Below are 22,007 nucleotides of genomic sequence, written 5' to 3'. Positions count from 1 at the left end.
TAGCCGACGTCCATGACGGTCACCGACGGACAGTGGTGGGAGTACCTGGCCGGACTGGACTACCCGGTGTCCCGGGAGGACCTGGTGCGCCGGGCCCAGGAGATCGGCGCGGGCACCGAGGTGCTCCAGGCCCTCCGGTCGCTGCCGGTCGAGGAGTTCGCCTCCGCCGACGAGTTGACCGACGCCCTGGCCACCATCGCCTGACCACCGGAACCCCCGACCGACGCCCCGCCCCCGCTTGGGTGGTAGCAGGGGCCCCTTGTTACCGCTTTATGACGTGCAGGGGACCCCTGCTACCACCCAGGGCGGCAGCGCGAGAAGCGTGCGCCGAGCGGGAGCGGGGTCAGGGACGGAGCGTGGCCGAACCGGGGGATCAGGGGACGGCGTGGGAGCGGGAGTCGGTGCGGGACTGTTCGGCGGCGGCGAGGACGGCGACCACCTCCCGGCCGAAGCGGACGTCGCAGTGGTGGTCCCGGGTGCCCGCGTCGATCTCCGCCAGTAGCTGGTCGACGGCGAGGCCGAAAGCGTTGACCGGGCTGTCGTCCCCGGGTGGCACGGCCGCGACGCCGTTCTCGCCGAAGAAGACGACGTCACGGGTCACCGCTTCGGGCGGCGCGTCCAGGGTGAGCGACAGTGAGCTGGTGGCCCCGCCCTCGTGGGTGAGCAGCAGGTGCACCAGCCCGCGCGGCCCGTCGGTGGCGGAGACCCGGCTCACCGGGCCGAGCACCGGCAGGACCATCGACAGCGCGTGCGGGCCGATGTCCCAGAGCGCGCCGTGCTCCCGCCGCCAGGTCGAGTCCGCGTACGGCGTCGCCGGCTGGAAGATCGAGGAGAACAGGGTGACCCGGGCGTGGTGCCAGCCGCCCGCCGCAGCGGTCGCCCCGAGGAAGCCCACCACGTTCGGGCGGAAGCGCTGGGTGAAGAAGACCACCGAGGCCACCCCGGACTGTTCGGCGGCGGCGACCACCCGGTCGGCGTCGGCCAGGTCCAACGCCAACGGCTTGTCCAGCAGCAGGTGCCGGCCGGCGGTGGCGGCCCGGACCGCGATCTCCGCCTGCACGTCCGGCGGCAACGCGACGGCGATGGCGTCCACCGCCTCGATCAGCGCGTCCGCCTCGTCGTACGCGGGCACGCCGTGTCGCCGCGCCAGCGTGGCGGCCTTCTCCGGGTTACGTCCCCAGACCCCGGCCAGTTCGGCGCGTGGATGCGCAGACAGCGCCGCCGCGTGCGTCTCCGCCGCCCAGTGACCGGTGCCGAACAGTCCGAACCTCAGCAAACCCGCACCCCCATCGTCGATCGGTCCTGGCCAGCCGCCCGGTCCGCGCTCCACGCTAGTGCGCCGGACGCGCGGACGCAGCCGGCAGCAGGTCGTCCCGGAGGCCGCCGGAAGGCTGAGTACGCTGTCCGGGTGACCGAGGTAGGGACGGAGTGTCCCCGATGACCAGCGCCGCCGCAGCCAGCTCACCGGTGGACGGAATCCTCGCGACCGTCACGATCGTGCTGTCGCTCGTACTCGCGGCGTGGAGCCTGCTGACTGCGGCGCGCGACCGACCCCCGGACCGCACCCACCTGCTGGGCCTCGCCGTGCTGGAGGTCGCGCTGCTGGCGCTGGCCGTGGTTGCCCTGGTGGCGCTCGGCGGGGGTGACCGGCCGGGCGAGCCGGGCGCGTTCGCCGGCTACCTGGTGACGCTGGTCTTCCTGCCGCCGCTGGCCGGAGTGCTGGCGAGGATGGAACCCACACGCTGGGGCGCGGCCATCATCGGTGTGGTGTGCCTGGTCCTTCCGGTGGTCGTGGTCCGGCTCCAGCAGACCTGGGAGGTCGTCGGTGGCTGACCGACCGGAGACGCCTTCGGCTCCCGACCGACCGAGGGCCTCGGCGACCGGACAGCCGGGGATCTCGGCAACCCGACCGGGGACCTCGGCGACCGGACATCCGGAGCGGGCGTCGTCGGCCGATCGGCCCGGGGCCTCGGTGGCGGTGAGCCCGCCCGGGACGTCTGGACGCGCCACCGGCCAGGGACCGGGACGGCTGCTGATCGCCGTCTACCTGCTCTTCGCCATCGCGGCGACCTCGCGGGCCGGGCTCCAGATCGTCACCAGGTTCGACGAGGCCCCGTTGGCGTACCTGCTCTCCGCGCTGGCCGCAGTGATCTACATCGTGGCGACCGTCGGACTGGCCCGGGGCGGACGCTCGGGTCGCCGCATCGCCCTGGTCTGCTGCACGATCGAGCTGGTCGGGGTGCTCGGGGTGGGTGCGCTCAGCCTGGTCGACCCGGCGCTCTTCCCGGACGACACGGTCTGGTCCGGGTTCGGCAGCGGCTACGGTTACGTCCCGCTGGTGCTCCCGGTGCTCGGCCTGGTCTGGCTCTACCGAAGCCGGCACGAGCGGGCCTGACCGCCGCGCGGGCCGCTCGACTCCCGCGCGGGCCGCTCGACCGCAGCGCGGGCCACCGGACTCCCGTGCGGGCTGCCGGCGACCCGGTACGGGACCGCCTGGGGCCCGGTGGAGCAGCCACCGGGCCACGGACCGGGGTCGACGGACGGAGGTCGACGGGCGGGGGTCAGTCGCGGGGGCCGCCGGCGACGTAGACGACCTGACCGGAGACGAAGCCGGCCCCCTCACTGGCCAGGAACGAGATGGTGTGCGCCACGTCCTCCGGACGACCGACCCGGCGGACGGGGATCTCGGCGGTGGCGTGCTTCTGGAGGTCCTCGAAGTCGACCTTCATCCGGGCGGCGGTCGCCGCGGTCATGTCGGTGACGATGAATCCGGGCGCGACCGCGTTGACGGTCACCCCGAACGGGCCGAGCTCGATCGCCAGCGTCTTGGTGAAGCCCTGGAGACCGGCCTTGGCGGCGGCGTAGTTCGCCTGCCCCCGGTTACCCAGCGCGGAGGTGCTGGAGAGGTTGACGATCCGCCCCCACTTCTGGTCCACCATGTGCTTCTGGGCGGCCTGGCTGAACAGGAACGCCCCGCGCAGGTGCACCCCCATGACCGTGTCCCAGTCGGTGTCGGTCATCTTGAACAGCAGGTTGTCGCGGAGCACCCCGGCGTTGTTGACCAGGACGGTCGGCGGCCCCAGTTCGGCGGCGACGCGCTCCACCGCCGCCTCCACCTGACTCCGGTCGGACACGTCCGCGCCGACGCCGAGCGCCCGGCCGCCGGCCGCGCCGATCGCCGCGACGGTCTCCTCCGTCGCCGACTCCTCGATGTCGACCACGGCGACCGCCAGACCGTCGGCGGCCAACCGGCGGGCGGTGGCCGCGCCGATCCCCCGCGCGCCTCCCGTGACGATCGCGACCCGCTGCCCTCCGGCCATACCTACCTCCCAGTAACAAGGCGACCCCCGCACCCTCCCCCCCGGGCCCGCACCAGGCGGACCCGCGCGGGGAGCGCGGTGCGGGCCGCACGCCAGGGCGGCGACGCCGCTCGGGGTGAGGTGCCTGCAGGGGACCCCTGCTCCGCAAAAAGCGGTAACAAGGGACCCCTGCATGACGGAAGCGGGAGCACAGGCCGCGCGGCGGCCGGGCGCAGCGGCCGTACGGGGTCAGGAGGACCAGGCGCGACGCAGCCGGATCCAGCGGTAGCCGTAGCCGGCGATCCGGAGCTCGTCGAGCTTGCCGACGCCACCGTAGTCCCGGTCGGTGAGGACGTCGATCGGCAGGTCGGCCTCCTGCTGGAGCGTGCTGAGATCCACCACGGCGTCCTGCGTGCCGAGGTTGTGCAGGAAGAGCATCGTGCCGGTCGCGCCGTCGGCCCGGTGGGCGAGCACGCCGGGCGGCATCGGCACGTCGATGTGGGTGGTGGAGCCGGAGCCGATCTCGGGGGCCTCGCGCAGCGTCCCGATCATGCGCTCGAACCAGGCCAGCAGGGAATTGCGGTCCCGACGCTGGTCGGTGACGTTGACCTTCTCGTACCCGAACTCCCCCTTGTCGACGACCGGGCGGACCAGCTTCTCCGGGTCCGCCGTGGAGAAGCCGGCGTTCGGCTGGTACGACCACTGCATCGGGGTACGGATCGCGTGCCGGCCGGGCAGGGAGAGGTCCTCCCCCATCCCGATCTCCTCGCCGTAGCGGAGCACCGGCGTGCCGCGCAGCGAGAACTGGAGGGCGTACGCCAGCTCGATGCGGCGGCGGTCGTTGCCGAGCATCGGGGCGAACCGGCGGCGGATGCCCCGGTCGTAGATGCGCATGTCCTTATCCGGGCCGAACTGCACGTACACCTGCTCGCGCTGTTCGGCGGTGAGCCGGGACAGGTCGATCTCGTCGTGGTTGCGCAGGAAGGTCGCCCACTGCGCGCCGTGCGGCAGCGCCGGGGTGTCCCGCAGCGCCTCGATGACCGGCTCCGGGTCCTGCCGGGCCAGGGCGAGCATCAGCCGCCCGTTGAGCATGAAGTCGAAGAGCATGTGCACCCGGTTGGCCGAGCCGGCGGCGTCGCCGAAGAACTGCGGCAGGTCGTCCGGCTCCACGTTGGCCTCGGCGAGCAGGACCGCGTCGCCCCGCCGCCACTGCACGTGCTGACGCAGTTCGGTGAGGAACTCGAAGTCCTTGGGCGAATTGGCGTTGCCGGCCTCGGTCAGCTCGATGATGAACGGCACGGCGTCCATCCGGAACCCGGAGACGCCGAGCTGGAGCCAGAACGACATGATCTTCTTGATCTCGTTCCGGACCTCGGGGTTGGCCATGTTCAGGTCCGGTTGGTACTTGTAGAACCGGTGGTAGTACCAGGACTTCGCGGTCCGGTCGTAGGTCCAGGTCTCGTGCTGTTCGCCCGGGAAGACCATGCCCTGGAAGCGGTCCGCCGGCTCGTGCTCGGACCAGACGTACCAGTCACGGTACGGCGAGTCCGGCGAGGAGCGGGCCGACTGGAACCAGGGGTGCTCGTCGGAGGTGTGGTTCACCACCAGATCGATGATCACCCGGATGCCCCGGTTCGCCGCCTGGTGCAGCAGTTCGGCGAAGTCGCCGAGGGTGCCGAAGCGCGGGTCCACGTTGTAGAAGTCGGTCACGTCGTAGCCGTCGTCCTTGTTCGGCGACGGGTGGATCGGGTGCAGCCAGAGGCAGGTCACCCCGAGTCGGGCCAGGTAGTCGAGCCGGCCGATGAGGCCCCGGATGTCACCGACGCCGTCGCCGTCGGAGTCCGCGTACGTGTCGATGTCGAGGCAGTAGACGACGGCCTCGGAGTACCACCTGTCACCCATGCCGCCATACCTTCTCCCGTCGGCCATCTCGGCAAACACGAGCACGACTCGGCGGCGGGACGGGCGGCGTTCCGGGCCGGTAGCCTGCCGGACATGGAGCATGAGGACGGCCCGCAGCCGGTCGACTGGACCGAGGGGAACTGGTCACGCCAGCCGGTGCGCGTCGAGGCGACCCCGACCGGTGACCTTCTCGTCGAACCCGCCGCGAGCAGCGACCTCTGGCGGCACACCAGCTACGGGTTCGTGCACGACGACGCCCCGGCCCTGCTCGCCCCGTTCCCCGCCGGGAGCGCGGTCGAGGTGAGCTTCCGGCTGGACTACACGGAGCAGTTCGACCAGGCCGGCGTGCTGGTCCGGGTGGACGAGGAGCAGTGGATCAAGGCCGGCGTCGAGGTCTCCGACGGTCAGCCGCAGCTCGGCGCGGTGGTCACCCGGGGCGTCTCGGACTGGTCGGTCGCCCCGGTGCCGGAGTGGGTCGGCCGCCAGGTGACGGTGCGGGCCAGCCGGGCCGGCGACGCGCTGACCGTCCGCGCCCGGGTCGACGGTGAGCCGTGGCGACTGGTCCGCCTCGCCCCACTGGCCCCGACGGCGTCGGCCACCGCCGGTCCGTTCTGCTGCTCACCGACGCGCGGCGGGCTCACCGTACGATTCACCGGCTGGCGTCGCGGTCCGGCCGACGCCGCCCTGCACGACTGAGCCGACCGCCGCGTTTGCGGGGTAACTCCGGTGGCGGGTGCCACGCCGAGGTGTGACCGCCCCGAAATCGGGTAGCACCATCCGATCGATGGGCCTCCGGCGGAAGGACACGCATGGCACTCGCCGACAACGTCGACCCGGCACAACTCGGCGGGCTGACCGGTTGGGTGGCCGGCGTCATCGAGGCGATGGGCGCGCCCGGGGTGGCCTTCCTGGTCGCCCTGGAGAGCATCATCCCCCCGATCCCCAGCGAGATCGTCCTGGCGATGGCCGGCTACCTGGCCGGCGAGGACCGGTTCAACGTGGTGGTGGTCTGGCTGGCCGCCACCGTCGGTTCCCTGCTCGGCGCGCTCGCCCTCTACTGGCTCGGCGCGGGGCTGGGCGAGGACCGGCTCAAGCGCTGGCTGGACCGGCTCCCCCTGGTGGACAGAGACGACCTGGAACGCGCCGACCGCTGGTTCGAGCGGCACGGCCGCTGGGCGGTGCTGTTCGGCCGGATGGCACCGGTGGTACGCAGCCTGGTGTCGATCCCGGCCGGGGCGAACCGGATGCCACTGGTGGAGTTCAGCCTGCTGACCACGCTGGGCAGCGGCGTCTGGAACGCGATCTTCGTCGGCCTCGGGTACGCCCTCGGGTCGCGCTGGAAGGAGATCGACAAGTACAGCAGTTGGTTCGACTACGGCATCCTCGCCATCTTCGCCCTCATGATCGCCAGTTGGGCGGTGAAGAAGGCGCGCCGCCGTCGGGCCCGGCGCGACCGGCAGTCGGTGACCACCGGTCGGTGAGCCGGACGGCGAGCAACCGGATCGGGCCCGGCGGCACGGCCCGGACGCCGATCCTGTGGAGCTGACCACAGCCCGGACGCCGACCCCCCCGAGCTGAGCACGGCCCGGACGCCGACGCGCCGACCGCACCCCGGCCGGTACGGACGACGTCCGGGCCGAGGCGGATCAGGGCAGCGTCGCCAGGTGCGGCTTCACGGTACGGGCGAAGCCGTTGCCGTTGCTGACGTCCCAGTTGACCGACCAGGTCATCGCGCCGCGCAGGCCCGGGTAGGTGCGCGGCGGCCGGAAGCTGCCGCAGTTGGTGCCCTTCGCCAGGCAGTCCAGCGCGGCGTTGACCACGCTGGGCGGGACGATGCCGCCACCGGCCGCGCCCGGACCGGCGGGCAGCCCGAGCGCCACCTGGTCGGGGCGGAGCCCGGCCTCCAGCTGGATGCAGGTGAGCGCCACGATGAAGTTCACCGTGCCCTGCGGGTACGCGGCGTTACGGTCGCAGCCGAGCATCGCCCCGGAGTTGTAGAACTGGGTGTGCACGACGGTGAGGATGTCCCGGATGTCCAGGGCGAGCTTGAAGTAGCTGCCCTGCGGGGACTGCATGTCGATGGTCTGCGGGGCCATCGTGATGATCAGGCTGGACCCGACCTTCGCCCGCAGTGACCGCAGTGCCTGGCCCATGTACGTCGGGTTCAGGCCGTTCTCCAGGTCGATGTCGACCCCGTCGAAGCCGTACCGCCCGATCAGCGCGTGCACGCTGTCGGCGAAGGCGACCGCGCTGGCCGCGTCGTTGACCGCCACCCGCCCGGTCTCGCCGCCGACCGAGATGATCACCTTCTTGCCCCGGGAGCGGAGGGTCTGCACGTCCGCCCGGAAGTCGGCGTCGGTGTAGCCGCCCAGCGACGCCGACAGGCCCGGGTCGACGGCGAAGGACACCGCGCCGGGCGTGGCGGTGGCGTCGGCGAAGGCGACCGCGACCACGTCGTACTCGTTCGGCACGTCCCGCAACCGCAGCTCGACCGCCGGGTTGTCGAAGTTGTGCCAGTACCCGGTGAGCACGTGCTTCGGCAGGCCGGTGGTGGGCGGCGGGGTGGTCGGTGGCGGTGTGGTCGGCGGCGGGGTCGTCGGGGGCGTGCTGGTGGGCGGCGGGGTGGTCGGTGGCGTGCCACCGCCGCAGGCGGCGCCGTTGAGGGTGCAGTTGCGCGGCGTGCCGGAGCCGGTGGCGAGGAAGCCGAACGACACCGACGCGCCTGGGGCGATGCTGCCGTTCCAGGAGCGGTTGGTGAAGGTGTGCCGCTGGCCGGAGGACGTGAGCAGGGCGTCCCAGTAGGAGCCGAGGGTGGTGCCGGCCGGGAGCTCGAAGGTGAGGTTCCAGCCGTTGATGGTGCTGCCGCCGCCGTTGGTGATGGTGTACTTCCCCTCCCAACCGGTGCCCCAGTCGGCGGTCTTGACGAAGGTCGCGGTGGGTCCGGCGGCGAAGGCGGGCATTGCCACCCAGGCCACGCCGACGGTCGCCACCAGGGCCGCGACCAGGGAGAGGACAAGAGATCGGGAACGTTTCACAGGACCCTCCACGCCCGAGCGGGCATCCATGGATGTCGACAGGTCCGGTAATTATCAAGAAAGTTAACTGTTTCTGTCCAGAGTTGGTCGCGAGGTCCGTCGGTCGCGGCGCAGCACGGTGTGTTCCAGGGCGGTGAAGGCGGTGGTGGTGACCAGGTAGAGCACGCCCGCCAACGGCACCACCAGCGCGACCGGCAGCATCGCGTACGGCAGCAGCGGCAGGAGCCGCCCGACGGCCGCCCCCACGTCCCCGGCCACCCCACCGGCCCCCACCGCCTCCCGGGACGACGCCCCCTGGGACGCCCCCGACCCGCCGGACGCCTCCGGACCACCGGACGACTTCGGCCCTGCGGCTGGTGCCGACCCGCCGGGCGACGCCGAGTTGGCGGCCATGGTCCGGCGCATCCGCCGCGACGCCAGCCAGGCCAGGGCGAGCAGCGCCGCCAGGAGCACGCCCCAGACCGGTCCGGCCGCGCCGGCGAGCCCGTCGGCCAGGTGGTGCCCCAGCGGCACCCCGGCCAGCTCCCCGGCCAGCGGTGCCGGGTCGCCGGCGGTGAAGAGGCGGTACATGATCAGGAAGAACGGGGCCTGGAGCAGGGCCGGCAGGCAGCCCGCCAGCGGACTCGCCCCGGCGGTGCCATACAGGTCGAGCAGTTCCCGCTGCAACCGGGCCGGGTCGCCGCCGTACCGGCGACGCAGCTCGGCGACCTGCGGGGCGAGGGCCGTGCGACGCCGCTCCCCGCGCACCTGGGCGACGGTGAGCCGGACGGCGACGGTGAACGCGACGATGGCGACGGCGGTGGCGGCCCCACCGGCCAAGGGCGCGACCGCGCTGGCGAGCGTGGAGACGGCGTGGGAGGCGACGCCGACGGCGGCGTCGAGTGGCGCGAAGGCGAGCATGGGTGTACCCCTCGGTGCGATTCCGGTCGGATGTCCGAGATGGACGGAGGACGGGCGGAATCGACCGCGTGCGCGGAGCCGACGGCGCGGTCCGGCCGGCCCGACGGTGCGGGCCAGCGGTTGGCGGGTTGGCAGATGGCGGTGCCGGCGGTGCCCGGCGACGCGTCACGCGGTCGCGGGGCGTACCCCCGGCGCGCGGGGGCGGGGGCGACCCGGCGCGTCCGGGTCGAGCTGCCGGGGCACCCGACGACGGCGTGCCCGTTCCCGCAGGGAGCGGGCCCGGCGGACGGCCTGCGGGCCGGCTGCGCCGACCGTCGTGACCAGGACGGCCACCATCGTGGCGAGCAGCAGCGCCGCACCGACCGCCACCCCGGCGAACACCTCGGCCGGCCGGTCGGCGAGCACGACGAACTGACCCAGCGCGTACGCCCAGGCCCAGATCACCACCGACAGCGGAGCCAGCACGGGCACAGCGTAGGACCCGCTGTCACGTTCCCGACCCCGGCGATCCCGGGCCGACACGCCGGGACAACGTTTTCCGGCCGCGTACGGCTGGGTAGCCCTGAGTCCAGCCTCCGCGAGTGACGCGGACCGGAAGAAGGTGGTGAAGGCCGTGGCCGGCCAGGTGGCGATCCAGGACGCGACGAGCACGCCGGACGGATCCGATCTGCTCACCGTCGGCGTCGAGGAGGAGTTCCTCCTCGTCGACCCGCACACCGGCGTGGCCGTGCCCGCCGTCGACCTGGTGATGGAACAGGTGCCCCCCGAGCTCAGCGGCCAGGTGGAGCGGGAGTTCCAGACCAGCCAGATCGAGATCGGCAGCCCGCCCGGACTGGACCTCGGGGCGATCCGGCACTCCCTCGGGCTGCTACGCGCCGGGCTCGCCGACGCCGCCGACCGGGCCGGCGTCCGGCTGCTCGCCATCGGCACCGGCCCGGTCGAGGGACCGGTGCCGCCGGTGGTGGACAAGCCGCGCTTCGACCGGATGGTCGAACGGTTCCGGCTGCTCGCGCCCGGACCGGGCAACAACGGCATGCACGTGCACGTCGGGATCCCCGACCCGGACACCGGCGTGCAGGTGCTCAACCACGTCCGGCCCTGGCTGCCGATCCTGCAAGCGCTCACCACCAACTCCCCGTTCTCCGCCGGGGAGGACACCGGGTACGCGAGCTGGCGCTCGATCGAGTGGGAACGCTGGCCCTCGGTGGCCCCGACGCCCCGGCTCGACTCGCACGAGCACTACCAGCGGCTGATCCGGCAGCTCATCGACAGCGGCGTGATGCTGGACGAGGGGATGCTCTACTGGTACGCGCGGCTGTCGGCGAAGTACCCGACGGTGGAGATCCGCATCGGTGACGTCTGCCCGTCGCTGGACGACACGATCCTGGTGGCCGCGCTGGTCCGGAGCCTGGTCGGCACGGCGCTGGCGGAGATCGCCGCCGGCCGTCCGGCCCCCCGGGTCGACCACCACCTGCTGGTCGGGGCGCACTGGCGGGCCGCCCACGACGGCCTGACCGGCAAGGCCGTCGACCCGCACACCGGCGAGGTGGGTCCGGCGTGGGAGCTGCTGGACCGTCTGGTCGACCGGGTCCGCCCCGAACTCGACCGGCACGGCGACGCCGACCAGGTCGACGACCTGCTCGCCGGGGTGCGCCGGCACGGCACCGGGGCCGAGCGGCAGCGCGCGGTGCACGCCCGCACCGGTCGTCTCGTCGACGTGGTCGAAGACGTGGCGCGACAGACGCGCGGCGGGACGCCGACGGTGGAAGACTGAACCGGTGGCGGAACGGTTGATCGTGGTGGGCGCCGACGCCGGCGGCATGGCGGCGGCGTCCCAGGCCCGGCGGCGGCGCGGTCCGGACGACCTGGAGATCGTGGCGTTCGACCGGGGACGCTTCACGTCCTACTCGGCCTGCGGCATCCCGTACTGGATCAGTGGGCTGGTCGACGAGCGGGACGACCTGGTCGCCCGGGACCCGGCCACCTTCCGGGACGAGTACCACGTGGACGTCCGGCTCCGGCACGAGGTCACCGCCATCGACCTCGACCGGCGCGAGGTCGTCGCCCGGGACCTGGCCGGCGGCGGCGAGGTGCACGAACGGTTCGACACCCTGGTGTACGCCACCGGCGCGACCCCGGTGCACCCGAAGTGGGCCCGCACCGACGCGGACGGTGTCTTCGGGGTGCAGACCCTCGACGACGGCGACGCGCTGCGCGACTGGCTCGAACGCGACCCGGCGCCCCGGCGCGCGGTGGTCGTCGGCGGTGGCTACATCGGCGTGGAGATGGCCGAGGCGCTGATCGTGCGGGGGCTGGAGGTGACCCTGGTCGAGCAGGCCGACCAGCCCATGTCCACCGTGGACCCGGACATGGCCGGGCTGGTGGCCGACGCGATGCGCGGGCTCGGCATCGACATCCGTACCGGAGTGACGGTCACCGGGCTGGAGACCCGCGACGGCCGGGTCACCGGGGTCCGCACGGACGCCGGCGAGTTCCCGGCCGACGTCGTCGTCCTCGGTCTCGGGGTGCGCCCGAACACCGCGCTGGGCGAGGCGGCCGGCCTGCCCGTCGGCCCGTCCGGCGGGATCCGGGTGGACCGCCGGATGCGGGTGATCGGGACCGACGGGGTGTGGGCGGCCGGGGACTGCGTGGAGACCCTGCACCGGGTCAGCGGCCAGCCGGTCAACATCCCCCTCGGCACGCACGCCAACAAGCAGGGCCGGGTCGCCGGCATCAACATCGGTGGCGGGTACGCCACCTTCCCCGGCGTGATCGGCACGGCGGTAACCAAGGTCTGCGACCTGGAGGTGGGACGGACCGGCCTGCGGGAGTCCGACGCCACCGCCGCCGGCTTCGAGTTCGTCTCGGTGGTCACCGAGTCGACCAACCGGGCCGGCTACTACCCCGGAGCCCGCACGATGACGGTCAAGCTGATCGCCGAGAAGCCCGGCGGCCGGCTGCTCGGCGCGCAGATCGTCGGCTGGTCCGAGGCGGCCAAGCGGATCGACACGCTGGCCGTGGCGCTGTGGAACGGCATGACGGTGGACGCGATGACCGGCCTCGACCTCGGTTACGCGCCGCCCTACGCCCCGGTCTGGGACCCGGTGCTCATCGCCGCCCGCAAGGCGGTCGACGCGCTCTCGGCCTGATCGTGGGACCCCGGCCGGTGGTCGGGGTCCCACGATCCGTCAGCCTCAGCGGCAGGTCCATCGAACCGGACGGTGGTCGACGAGGGACAGCGCCGAGGCCACCTGCAGCGGATCGCGGTCGCGACGGACGGTCTGGGTGCCGCCGATCGTCCGGGCGTCGTCGCTGACCACGCTGACTCTCGGGTCGTACCGTTCCGCTTGGTGCTCGGGTTCGGGGAGGTCGAGCAGTCCGGTGTCGGTGAGCAGCCCGACGCGTCCGTTGCCGCTTGTCCCGTCGACCTGCCCGACGGCCCAGCCCTGCGCGTTACCGGCCGTGGGCTGGAACTCGGCCGGCTGCGGCAGCGGAGCGAACGTCCCGGTCGTCAGGTCCAGTCGGACGACCTCCTCCTGGACCGTGTCGGACAGGGCGCGGCGGGCTGTGCCGACGACCCAGGAACCCCGGACCGAGACCGGCCAGAAGGCGGTGGCCGGTCCGTCCCTCATCTGCGGCAGTGGCAGGAACTCGCCCGTGCCGTCCGCCCGCCAGAGGTAGCCCCTGGCGTGGTCGGGCGCGAACCCGTCGCTCACCGTGCCGACGACCGTCCCGTCGTCGCCGATGTCCCGCACATGTCCCTGCCAGTCCGAACCGGGCAGGGGCAGATCGACAGGCTCGCTGGTCGGCGAGGCCCAGAGGATCGGCACCGACCGGGTTCCCCGGTTGCCGGCTGTCACCTGAAGCTCGCCTGCGATCCGGCCCGCTTCGTTGATCGCGACCGGCTGCCGGCCCACCCCGCCGAGAAGCCGGCGGACCTTGCCGGGCCCGCCCGCCGGCTCCGACGACGCGCCCCGATCCACTGGATCGGCCTGGTAGAGGTACGCCCCGCCGTCGGCGACGCCCACCACCTGCCCGGAGGAGGTGACGTCCCGGGGCCACATGTCCCGGACCGGCGCCGGCATCCGCTGAACCCGTCCGTCCACCCAGATCACCGACTGCGTGCCCCACATCGTGTCGGTTGTCCCGTTGGTCCGGCCGGCCAGGTAACGGCCGGTCGGGTCCCCTGCCAGCACCGTGCCGTAGGTAGCCCGACCGGGGAGAGGCAGCAACTCGGCCACGCATCTCGTCGGTGGCGTCACCGCGGCCGGCGTGGTCGGCGGTGCCGAGTCGGCCAGTACCGGCACGGCTGCCACCGCCGCCAGCGTCACCGCCGCGCCCGCGCCCACCCCGGCTGCTCGACGACGACGGCGACGGCGTCCGTCGCGTACGGCACGGGCAACGTCGATCCGGGGCGGACGGCCAGATTCCTCGTCCAGCGCGCGCAACAGCCCGGCGATTCGGTCGTCGTCCACTGTCAGCTCCTCTCCCTCACTGCGCTCACGGTCGGCGTCGACCCGCCGAGCAATCGGCGCATCGCGGCCAGCCCGTGCGCGGTCTGGCTCTTCACCGTCCCGGCGGAGCAGCCCAGGGTGTGGGCCACCTCGTCCACGGACAGGTCGTGCAGGAAGCGCAGCACTAGCACCGCCCGCTGCCGGGGCGGCACCCGGGTCAGCGCGGCCCGCAGCACGGTCCGGTCCTCGATCCCCGCGTCCCCGGAGACGGGTGGCGGGTCCGGCGGGACGGCGGAGAGGCGTACCCGCCACCAGCCACGCCGCTTGCCGTCCAGGAACAGCCGCACCACCACCGTCCGGACGTACGCGTCGATCCGCTCTGCCCGGGAGACCTTCGACCAGCGCTGGTACAGCCGGGTCACCGCCTCCTGCACCAGGTCGTCCGCTTCGTCGGCATCACCGCACAACGCGTACGCCAGCCGGTGCAGGGCCGGCAGCCGCGCGGTGACGTACTCCGTGTACTCCTGATCCGATGCGTCCGGCATCCGGTTACCTCCGTCGTTCCCCCATTTAGACGGAGGCTGACCGGAAACGGTTGTACGACCGGGCCGGACCGACCCGAGGATGGTCCGATGGAACTGGAGATACCTCAGCGGCTGGACTGGTTGCGGCGGGTGCCCGCCGGGCGGGAGTGGCTGGCGGTGCTGCCGGAGCGGCTGGCCGCCTGCGTGGACCGGTGGTCGCTGCGGCTCGGCCCGGCGTACCCGGGGGCGTTCGTGTCGCTGGCGCTCGCCGCCGACCTGCCGGACGGCACACCGGCCGTGCTCAAGCTCCAGTATCCCGACTGGGACAGCGAGCACGAGGCGGCGGCGCTGGCGCGGTGGGACGGCGACGGCGCGGTGCGGTTGCTGGCGCACGAGCCGGCGTGGCGGGCCCTGCTGATCGAGCGGTGCGTCCCCGGGGAGCCGCTGTCCCACCGCCCGCCGGAGGAGGCGCTCGGAGTGGTCGTCGACCTGCTCCCCCGGCTCTGGCGGCCGGCAGGTGCCCCGTTCACCTCGCTCGCCGAGGAGGCGGCCGGCTGGGTGGAACGGCTGCCGGGCAACTGGGAACGGGCCGGTCGGCCGTACGAACGGCGGCTCCTCGACGCCGCCCGCGACCTGCTCACCGGCCTGGCCCCGACGCAGGGCGAGCAGGTGCTGGTCAACCAGGACCTGCACGCCGGCAACGTGCTGCGGGCCGGCCGCGAGCCCTGGCTGGTGATCGACCCGAAGCCGCTGGTGGGCGAACGCGAGTTCAGTGTGGTGCCGATGGTCCGCGGCGCGGAGCTGGGCCACTCGCCGGCGGCGGTGCGTCACCGGTTGGACCGGCTCACCGCCGAGCTGGGGCTGGACCGGGAACGGGTGCGGGGCTGGGCGATCGGCCAGACGCTGGCCTGGAGCATCGGCGAGGGGCAGGTGTTCCCGCAGCAGGTCGAGGTGGTCCGCTGGCTTCTCGGCGACGACTGAGCCGCAGGTCAGGCCCGGTGCGGCGGCCTTGTCGGGGGCGGGGGTTACGGTGTGCGGGCTGTCGACGTACCGGTCGGATCGCCACCGGTCGCCCCGCCCCCGGAGGATTCCCCATGGCACAGGAGACGACGTACCTCGAGCTGTCCGAAACGGACGGTGGGGCGCACAAGTTCTACGAGACCGTCGTGGACGGCTGCGACCTGACCGTCCGCTACGGCCGGATCGGTGACCAGGGGCAGGTCAAGACCAGCAGCTTCGCGGACAACGCGAAGGCCCGCGCCGCCGCCGCGAAGAAGATCGGCGAGAAGGTCCGCAAGGGGTACGCCCCGGCGGTGCGCGGCGTGCGGCAGAAGCGCGCGGTCAGCCGCCGCCAGATCGTCAGCACCCACTCCACCGCGCGCACCGCTCCGGTGCTCTGGCGGTACCACTCCGGTGCCCCGGCGTTCGGCATCTTCGTCGACGGCCAGCACTGCATGGTGGGCAACGAGCACGGGGTCATCACCACCCTCGGCCACGACGCCCAGGTGCTCAGCCAGGTCCGGCTGCCCGACGGAGTGAAGTGCATCGTCGCCGACGACGCCTGGATCTACGCCGGCTGCGACGACGGCAACGTCTACGACCTCTCCGGCAAGGTGCCCCGGGTGGCGTACACCATCGCACCGGAGATCGACATCTACTGGCTGGACATCCACGACGGGGTGCTCGGCGTCTCCGACGCGGGCGGCGGGATCTCCGCCGTCGACCACGAGGACGAGTTCCTCTGGCGGCGGCCGGGGCGCGGCTCGTCGGCGTGGATGGTGCGCTGCGACGACGACGCGATCTACCACGGCCACTCGGCGGGGGTCACCGGCTACGACTGGCGCACCGGCCAGGAGCTGTGGAACACCCGCACCGGCTCGGTCCTCTTCGGCTGGCAGGAACGCGACCACGTCTTCGCCGGCACCGGCACCCGCCAGGTCGTCCGCCTGACCAAGCCTGGCCGGGCCGACCTGACGTACCACTGCGACGCCCCGGTCTTCTCCTGCGCCGCCACCGAGAACGGCCGGTACGTCTTCGCCGGGGACAACCACTCCTCGATCTACTGCTTCGACGAGGCCGGCAACCGGCTCTGGAAGCTCGGCACCGGCTGCGGTTCGGCGTACTCCATGCAGTACCACGACGACCGCCTCTACGTGGTCACCACCGGCGGGTACCTGGCCTGCATCGACGCCAGCGAGCCGGCGATCCGGGCGGCCGAGGGCGGCAGCGTCCCGCAGGTGGTGGACGTGAAGGCCCCACCCCGGATGGCCGCCACCGCTCCGTCCACCACGATCGAGGTGGTCCACCACGCCGAGGGCGGGGTGGTCGTGCAGTGCGTGGAGGAGCGCGGCCGGCTGCGCATCCAGGTGCTCTCCGACGGCTACCACCGGGACTGGTCGGTGCAGTTCCCCAAGGGCATCCGCGAACGGGGGGCCCGCTACCTGGTCCCCGAGGTCCGCGAGTCCGGCCGGGGCGGCTTCTACCGGGCGTACGGCGACATCCGCCGGCTGGTCTGAGCGCGGTGGTCGGGCCGGCGGTGCGGGCCGGCCCGACCACCAAGCCGGACCGCGAGCGGCCGATCCGGCCTGAGCCGCAGGGCAACGGCCGGGTCAGCCGGCCTGGCAGGCAGCGCACCAGTAGAGGTTCCGCCCGCCCAACTCACCCCGGCTGACCGCCGAGCCGCAGACGTGGCAGGGGTCGCCGCTGCGGCGGTAGACGTACACCTCGCCGCCGTGCCGGTCGACGCGCGGCGCTCGCCCCATCGCCTCGGGCAGGTGTGCCGGGCGGACGGTGTCGATCCGCCCCCGCTCGACGGCGAGGGTCATCAGCTCCACCAGATCGGCCCAGAGCGCCTGCCAGCCCGCCGGGGTCAGGTTCCGACCGGGCAACAGCGGCGGCAGTCCAGCCCGGAACAACGCCTCGGTCACGAAGATCAGCCCGGTGCCGGCCACCACCGACTGGTCGAGCAGGAGCGCGGCGAGCGGCGTCGGGCTGCGGGAGATCCGGGCGTACGCCCGCGCCGGGTCGGCGTCGGCCCGCAGCGGATCCGGGCCGAGCCGGGCGCGCAGTGCCTCGACCTCACCCGGGGTGAGCAGTTCGCAGGCGGTGGGGCCGCGCAGGTCCAACCAGTGGCGGTCGCCGACCATCCGGAGCCGCACCTGCCCGACCGGTGCCGGCGGCTCCCCCGCCCCGTCGGTGAACTTCCCGTAGAGCCCGAGGTGGATGTGGAGGGTCATCTCCCCGGCGTAGTGGTGCAGCAGGTGCTTGCCGTACGCCTCGGTGCTCTCCAACAGGGTGCCGGAGATCAGCGCGGCCCCTTCGGCGAACCGGCCCTGAGGGCTACTGACCTGTGGTTTCTCCCCGGCGAACAACTCGGCGTGCCGGGTCGCCAGGCGGTGGATGCTATGTCCCTCGGGCACGACCACCAAGGGTAGTCAGGGGCGTTCGCTCCCCACCATCGGGCTTGCGCGAACGACGCCATGCGCAAAGCAGCCGGAGAGGATGAAGATCTCCACGTGGCCTGCCCTGGGCCACTACGTAAGGTCGAGAATGCTCCAGCGATCCGGCAGGACTGCTGCCGCAGCCTTCGGATCGGTGGTCGCAAAGTGGGCCTCATGGATGAGAGCCACAACGGCCGCGTGCCCCATCGCGAGGTCTCCCTCAACGGTCCGGGCACGTACTCCCACCTGACGGGCGGTCTCCGGGCCGAGCGGCACGATCCGCACGACGGGAGAGGTCATGAGGAGTCCGAGCATGGCGGCGTCGAGGTCATTGCGGCCTGCGGCGTAGGCGGCAGACAGGCAGGCGGCGGGTACGGCCACGTGTCGACCTTCGTCCGCCACCTCGGCCATCAGTTCCCCGACCGCGACCTGGCCACGCGTGTAGGCGATCAGGGCGGTAGCGTCGAGCACCACCGCGACGCCGTCCCTCATGCCGCCTCGTCGAGGAGGCGACGTCCCTCGGCCAGGGCCTCGGCGGGGATGGGCTGGGCCAGCCTGGAGCGCCAACTGGCCTTACCTTCTTCGGTCACCTCCATGCCGACGCGACGCAGCACGTCCTCCAGTCGCCCCGTCGCCATCTGCAACCGGACGGCGTCAGCGATGGCAGCGGAGATGTTCGGCTGCTCGTCGAGGTACCTGGCGACGTCGTCGGGCAGGCTGACGCTGCGCTTCGTGGTCATGAGCCGATCGTACGCCCCCTGGTGGCACCGACGGTGCCACCAACAGCGTGTCGGTAGTCGGAATGATTCGAGCGCGCCAAAGGCTGGGCAGTTATCCGCCGATCTGGGGCTACGCGCCCGTTGCCTCGTCGTCGTCAGCTTCGATCAGGTGTGGGCGGTACTTTCCGATCCACTCCTCGATGTCCTCCTTGCGCCAGACCGTTCCCATGGCAAGCCGGTCGTAGGGCGCAGGCCAGTCCGGGCGGAGGGTCAACTGTCGGACCCGCTCCCGCGAGACGCCAAGCCGCTCCCCGATTTCCTGCGGCCCGTACAGGTGGTCTGGCACGTCCGCAGGTTAGCCACGCGTGAAGTTGTCAAACGTGTAGTGCACGGTTAACCACTTGTCAAACGCGCACTACACGCTTGACAAGTGCGGCGTGGGGCGAGAGCGTAAAAGCCATGCCCCGATCACGGAGAGAACGGCCGGTCCCGTTCGTCCCCGCACACCGTCCGGTGCTTCGCCGCTGGCTGCGTCTTGGGTGTTCGTGCGGCCTCAACTCTTGGCGGCGCTGCCCGGATCGCCGACTACCGGCGTCGTGGAACGCGCTAGCCAACCCGCCACGGCGCAGATCACATCCCGCGCCGCCCCCGCTATCGGACGAGGCGGACAAGCAAGGCCCTTCAACGGCCAGGGCGGTTCATGCCCCCGACCGGGCAACGGCAATCGGCTGGCGCGCCGGGACCCCTGTACCACGCGAGGTGCCGTTCCTGGTGCAGGCGGCCTGGTACTGCCTGGACCACCACCGCCACAGTCGTTGCCCGAGGTGCACGGAGACCGGGTTCTGCCCGATGGTCGAGGCCGCCCGGGCCCGGATCAGGGCATGGCGTCGGCACCGTGGCGTGTTCGGCTGGCGATGACCGCTCCCCTGCCCAGGGCCGGTGACCTGGTGCTGGTGACCCGCGCGGCCAGCGTCCAGTTCGTCACGCCGATCATGTTCCGGGTGATCCGGGTGCTCGACCGGGCCACCTTCGACGGGTGGGTCTGGCTGGACGGCTACCAGCTCGACAGGAAGGGTGAGGCGCTCACCCGGCGGTCGATCTTCGTGCAGCCGGCTGGGCTACGGGTGCAGCAACGCTCACCCGCGCCCCGACGGCCGGCGACCCTGCCGACCGTACGCCGGAATCGTGGACCCGCCGGCCTGCCCCCGGTCGCCCCGCAGCCTCGGACGACGCAGGCGCAGCGGACGGCGGGCCACGGCTGACCGGACCGGTATCGCCGCCGCGCCTGACGCGTCGACCGGCCGTCAGCCGGTCAGACCGCCCGCGAAGGGCATGGACCGCCACTGTTCGAGGAGCGGCCGGGTGGCGTCGGCCAGCATGGGCAGTTGCGGCGCGAGCGCGAGGCAGGCGACACCCCGCAGCATCCCCACCGCGTTGACGAAGCCCAGGACGTCCTTGTTCAACTCCCGCAGGCCCCTGCGCCGCGCTTCGCGGTCGTAGGCGGCCTCGCAGTCGGGGCCGAGGCCGGCGAGGTCCCACTCCACCGGTCCCGACATGACCATCTCGAAGTCGGCGTACAGGTGCCCGCGCGCCTCGGGGACGATGTTCACCGCGGGGCAGTCGCCGTGGATGGGCTGGAGGTCGATCCCCGGGAACGTGCGCTCGAACGTCGCACGGGACCGCACGAGGGGTTCCAGGACCTGCCACTCGCGGCGGGCGCGGTCCAGGTCGGCCGGGTCGAGCAGGTCGGGGTGATCCGCAAGGAGAGCGAGGCTGTCCTCGACGAACCGGGGTTCGGCAGCGGACAGGAACGAGAGGTCGCCCGGGTAGTCGCGCATCGCGGCGTGCAGGTCGGCGACGAGGCCGGCGTTCGCCACGTAGTCGGGCTGGGCGTCCGGGTCCACGTCGACGAGCTGCCAGAACGTCATCGAGAACCCGTCACGCTGGACCGGTTCCCGGGGCACGAGCGGGCTGGGCGGGATGACCGGCACGCCCCGGTCGGCGAGCCACCGGGTCACATCCAGTTCCGCCCGCTGCCTGGCCGCCTGGCTGTCGAGGTCCGCGTAGTGCGGCAGCACCGTGAGCACCCGGGCCACGACCGGCGACGGCGCGAGGTGGACGACCACCGAGAACACCTCGTACAGCACCTTCGGGTCGGTCACGGTGAGCCCGAGACCGCGTCCGGCGTGGACAGCCGCGTCGACGGCACGTGCGGTTCGGTGGGCGATCTGTTCCGGGGACATCAACACGGTCACGGCGTGATCGTGCCATTTCCGGGCGGAAGCAGAAACGTATAAATCCGGTCGAGCACCTCGGCCTGGGCCGGCCAGGACCACGACTTCAGCAGCCCCGGCGCGTCGTACGCGGCGCGGTAGCGGGCCGGGTCGGCGAGCACCGTCCGGACCGCGCGGACCAGGTCGGCGACGTCCCCGGCGCGGAACACCTCGCCCTGACCGGTACGCCGGACCGTCTCCGCCATGGTCCGTACGTCGCTGACCACGATCGGCAGCCGGGCGTGCGAGTACTCGAAGAACTTCGTGATCAGGGCGATCTCGTGGTTCGGCCAGTGCTCGATCGGGATCACCCCGACGTCCGCCCCGGCGAGCAGCGACACCACCTCGTCGGCGGCGACGTACCCGCCGACGTGCAGCCGGTCGGCCACGCCGAGTTCGGTCGCCCGCGCGACCAGACCCTGGACGTAGTCGCCGTCCGGCCGGTTCACCACGAACGCGAGGTGCGAGCCGGGCAGCGCGGGCAGCGCCTCCACCAGCACGCCCAGCCCGCGCTGCGGGGCCGCCGCTCCGCTGTAGACCAGCAGCGGCACCTCCGGTCCGATCCCGCACCGCTGGCGCAGCGACTCCGTCGGGGTCACCCCGTCGGGCAGGTCCGGGGCGTTGAGCACCACCGCCGGCCGCTCGGCGAGGCCGTGTTCGGCCTGCAACAGCCGGGCCAGTTCGTCGGAGACGGTGACCACGGCGTCGGCGTACGGGGCGTACTCCCGTTCGTGCGCCCGGTGGGCGGGCAGCCAGCGGACGTTGTCCCGCCACGGCTTGATGCCGGGCAGGAACTCGTGCGCGTCCCAGAGCAGCCGGACCGTCCGCCCCCGTTCCCGGGCCCGCAGTTTGGCCCGCGCGCCCACCCCGAGCATCCGGAAGTCGTGGGCGTGCACGAGGTCCGGGTCGAGGGCGTCCACCACCGGCCCGTACGCCCGCTCGTACTGCCACAGGGACGGTTCGAGCCGCCGCCAGGCACGCTCCCGCATGGTCGCCGACCAGAACCGGGTGTACGCCAACTCGAGCGGCTTGCGCAGCCCGCCGAGCGCCGCCACCGCCCGCCGTCGGCGCGCCTGCGCCCCCGTTCCCGGGCCGCCGCCCATCGGCAGCAGCCGCACCTCGGCGCGGCCGAGCCGCCAGCGGTGCGGTACGCCGTCCGGCGAGCGCCCGAGCAGCGTCACGTCCCAGCCGGCGGCGGCAGCCGAACGGGCCGCCTTCTGCACCCGCGAGTCACCGTGCACCGCGTTGTCGACCAGCATCACCACCCGGCCCCGGGCACCTGGAACACGCTCGTCGTCTCTGCCCGCACCGGTCACGGCTCGGGATCCTACGGCCGCTCCGGCCCCCGCCACAGCGCGAAACGAACCGGTCAACCCCTCGTTCACCTGCAATTCCGGTTGGGGACTCCGGAAGGGACAGGTGTGCCGGAAGAGGACCGGGGGTACCTCAGGGGTACCACCG

The 22,007-nt window shown here is 72.8% G+C and carries 24 protein-coding genes; 10 read left to right on the top strand and 14 right to left on the bottom strand.

The annotated features are described in order from the left end of the window. Positions 1-12 precede the first annotated feature (12 nt). A complete protein-coding gene (locus tag GA0070618_RS15800) occupies positions 13-204 on the top strand; it encodes a DUF2795 domain-containing protein (protein WP_088982315.1) in 192 nt (63 codons plus the stop codon). Between the two features lie 169 nt (positions 205-373). On the opposite strand, the gene GA0070618_RS15795 is transcribed toward GA0070618_RS15800, so the two are convergent. Then, positions 374-1,273 carry a Gfo/Idh/MocA family protein gene (locus GA0070618_RS15795; RefSeq protein ID WP_088985563.1) on the bottom strand — a complete coding sequence of 300 codons (900 nt, stop codon included), beginning with the start codon at positions 1,271-1,273 and terminating at the stop codon, positions 374-376. A gap of 164 nt (positions 1,274-1,437) precedes the next feature. Between GA0070618_RS15795 and GA0070618_RS15790 the strand changes: the two genes are divergently transcribed. After that, positions 1,438-1,833, top strand: a complete 396-nt coding sequence (locus GA0070618_RS15790; RefSeq protein ID WP_088982314.1) for a hypothetical protein — start codon at positions 1,438-1,440, stop codon at positions 1,831-1,833. Positions 1,834-1,978: 145 nt separating this feature from the next. After that, entirely contained in the window at positions 1,979-2,395 is a 417-nt protein-coding gene (locus GA0070618_RS15785) for a hypothetical protein (protein WP_088985562.1), read from the top strand. Positions 2,396-2,561: 166 nt separating this feature from the next. Here the strand turns inward: GA0070618_RS15785 and fabG are convergent, their stop codons facing one another. Both fabG and GA0070618_RS15775 read right to left on the bottom strand, forming a co-directional pair. Next, complete coding sequence (gene fabG, locus GA0070618_RS15780; RefSeq protein WP_088982313.1) at positions 2,562-3,320, bottom strand: 3-oxoacyl-ACP reductase FabG; 759 nt, start codon at positions 3,318-3,320, stop codon at positions 2,562-2,564. Positions 3,321-3,548: 228 nt separating this feature from the next. Next, positions 3,549-5,201 (bottom strand): alpha-amylase family protein, encoded by a 1,653-nt coding sequence (locus GA0070618_RS15775; protein WP_088982312.1) that lies wholly within the window; start codon positions 5,199-5,201, stop codon positions 3,549-3,551. Between the two features lie 93 nt (positions 5,202-5,294). Between GA0070618_RS15775 and GA0070618_RS15770 the strand changes: the two genes are divergently transcribed. Then, the gene (locus GA0070618_RS15770) at positions 5,295-5,897 is read left to right on the top strand and encodes a DUF1349 domain-containing protein (protein WP_088982311.1); all 603 of its coding nucleotides are present in this window, start codon (positions 5,295-5,297) and stop codon (positions 5,895-5,897) included. A gap of 113 nt (positions 5,898-6,010) precedes the next feature. Further along, positions 6,011-6,682 carry a DedA family protein gene (locus GA0070618_RS15765; RefSeq protein ID WP_088982310.1) on the top strand — a complete coding sequence of 224 codons (672 nt, stop codon included), beginning with the start codon at positions 6,011-6,013 and terminating at the stop codon, positions 6,680-6,682. Between the two features lie 165 nt (positions 6,683-6,847). Here the strand turns inward: GA0070618_RS15765 and GA0070618_RS15760 are convergent, their stop codons facing one another. The 3 genes from GA0070618_RS15760 to GA0070618_RS15750 all read right to left on the bottom strand — a co-directional run bounded on the left by GA0070618_RS15760 (position 6,848) and on the right by GA0070618_RS15750 (position 9,601). Then, positions 6,848-8,236, bottom strand: coding sequence for a chitinase (locus GA0070618_RS15760; protein WP_088982309.1), 1,389 nt, complete (start codon positions 8,234-8,236; stop codon positions 6,848-6,850). Between the two features lie 63 nt (positions 8,237-8,299). Further along, complete coding sequence (locus tag GA0070618_RS15755; RefSeq protein ID WP_088982308.1) at positions 8,300-9,136, bottom strand: YidC/Oxa1 family membrane protein insertase; 837 nt, start codon at positions 9,134-9,136, stop codon at positions 8,300-8,302. 165 nt (positions 9,137-9,301) lie between these two features. Continuing rightward, positions 9,302-9,601, bottom strand: coding sequence for a DUF6412 domain-containing protein (locus tag GA0070618_RS15750; RefSeq protein WP_197701760.1), 300 nt, complete (start codon positions 9,599-9,601; stop codon positions 9,302-9,304). Positions 9,602-9,740: 139 nt separating this feature from the next. On the opposite strand from GA0070618_RS15750, the gene GA0070618_RS15745 reads away from it, so the two are divergent. Together GA0070618_RS15745 and GA0070618_RS15740 are read left to right on the top strand one after the other, a co-directional pair. Continuing rightward, positions 9,741-10,910, top strand: coding sequence for a carboxylate-amine ligase (locus GA0070618_RS15745; protein ID WP_088985561.1), 1,170 nt, complete (start codon positions 9,741-9,743; stop codon positions 10,908-10,910). Positions 10,911-10,914: 4 nt separating this feature from the next. Then, positions 10,915-12,285: an FAD-dependent oxidoreductase gene (locus tag GA0070618_RS15740; protein WP_088982306.1), complete on the top strand. Its 1,371-nt coding sequence runs from the start codon at positions 10,915-10,917 to the stop codon at positions 12,283-12,285. A gap of 45 nt (positions 12,286-12,330) precedes the next feature. Here the strand turns inward: GA0070618_RS15740 and GA0070618_RS15735 are convergent, their stop codons facing one another. Together GA0070618_RS15735 and GA0070618_RS15730 are read right to left on the bottom strand one after the other, a co-directional pair. Then, positions 12,331-13,611 carry a hypothetical protein gene (locus GA0070618_RS15735; protein WP_143740252.1) on the bottom strand — a complete coding sequence of 427 codons (1,281 nt, stop codon included), beginning with the start codon at positions 13,609-13,611 and terminating at the stop codon, positions 12,331-12,333. A 2-nt stretch (positions 13,612-13,613) separates the two neighbouring features. Then, the gene (locus tag GA0070618_RS15730; RefSeq protein ID WP_088982304.1) at positions 13,614-14,135 is read right to left on the bottom strand and encodes a SigE family RNA polymerase sigma factor; all 522 of its coding nucleotides are present in this window, start codon (positions 14,133-14,135) and stop codon (positions 13,614-13,616) included. Positions 14,136-14,222: 87 nt separating this feature from the next. Here GA0070618_RS15730 and GA0070618_RS15725 point away from each other — a divergent pair, with 87 nt between their 5' ends. Beyond that, on the top strand, positions 14,223-15,095 hold the full coding sequence (locus GA0070618_RS15725; RefSeq protein ID WP_088982303.1) for an aminoglycoside phosphotransferase family protein: 873 nt from the start codon (positions 14,223-14,225) through the stop codon (positions 15,093-15,095). 113 nt (positions 15,096-15,208) lie between these two features. Next, positions 15,209-16,630, top strand: a complete 1,422-nt coding sequence (locus GA0070618_RS15720) for a WGR domain-containing protein (protein ID WP_088982302.1) — start codon at positions 15,209-15,211, stop codon at positions 16,628-16,630. A 93-nt stretch (positions 16,631-16,723) separates the two neighbouring features. Here GA0070618_RS15720 and GA0070618_RS15715 read toward each other — a convergent pair whose 3' ends face one another. From GA0070618_RS15715 to GA0070618_RS15700, 4 genes are all read right to left on the bottom strand, one after another. Continuing rightward, positions 16,724-17,533 carry an Fpg/Nei family DNA glycosylase gene (locus tag GA0070618_RS15715; RefSeq protein WP_088985560.1) on the bottom strand — a complete coding sequence of 270 codons (810 nt, stop codon included), beginning with the start codon at positions 17,531-17,533 and terminating at the stop codon, positions 16,724-16,726. A 114-nt stretch (positions 17,534-17,647) separates the two neighbouring features. After that, positions 17,648-18,046: a hypothetical protein gene (locus tag GA0070618_RS15710; RefSeq protein WP_088982301.1), complete on the bottom strand. Its 399-nt coding sequence runs from the start codon at positions 18,044-18,046 to the stop codon at positions 17,648-17,650. After that, positions 18,043-18,294 (bottom strand): hypothetical protein, encoded by a 252-nt coding sequence (locus GA0070618_RS15705; protein ID WP_088982300.1) that lies wholly within the window; start codon positions 18,292-18,294, stop codon positions 18,043-18,045. Before GA0070618_RS15705 ends, GA0070618_RS15710 begins: the two co-directional genes overlap by 4 nt. A gap of 109 nt (positions 18,295-18,403) precedes the next feature. After that, positions 18,404-18,619 carry a helix-turn-helix transcriptional regulator gene (locus GA0070618_RS15700; RefSeq protein ID WP_088982299.1) on the bottom strand — a complete coding sequence of 72 codons (216 nt, stop codon included), beginning with the start codon at positions 18,617-18,619 and terminating at the stop codon, positions 18,404-18,406. Between the two features lie 535 nt (positions 18,620-19,154). On the opposite strand from GA0070618_RS15700, the gene GA0070618_RS15695 reads away from it, so the two are divergent. Beyond that, positions 19,155-19,535, top strand: a complete 381-nt coding sequence (locus tag GA0070618_RS15695; protein ID WP_414467584.1) for a hypothetical protein — start codon at positions 19,155-19,157, stop codon at positions 19,533-19,535. A gap of 42 nt (positions 19,536-19,577) precedes the next feature. On the opposite strand, the gene GA0070618_RS15690 is transcribed toward GA0070618_RS15695, so the two are convergent. Beyond that, positions 19,578-20,528, bottom strand: a complete 951-nt coding sequence (locus GA0070618_RS15690; RefSeq protein WP_088982298.1) for a phosphotransferase — start codon at positions 20,526-20,528, stop codon at positions 19,578-19,580. Beyond that, entirely contained in the window at positions 20,525-21,805 is a 1,281-nt protein-coding gene (locus GA0070618_RS15685) for a glycosyltransferase family 4 protein (protein ID WP_088985559.1), read from the bottom strand. The genes GA0070618_RS15690 and GA0070618_RS15685 overlap by 4 nt, the downstream gene beginning before the upstream one ends. Positions 21,806-22,007: the final 202 nt, after the last annotated feature.

The sequence above is a fragment of the Micromonospora echinospora genome (assembly GCF_900091495.1).
In the GTDB taxonomy this organism is placed as follows: Bacteria; Actinomycetota; Actinomycetes; order Mycobacteriales; family Micromonosporaceae; genus Micromonospora; species Micromonospora echinospora.
The sequence above is the reverse complement of the archived record's forward strand: the minus strand, read 5'-3'. Positions and strand labels throughout refer to the sequence as shown.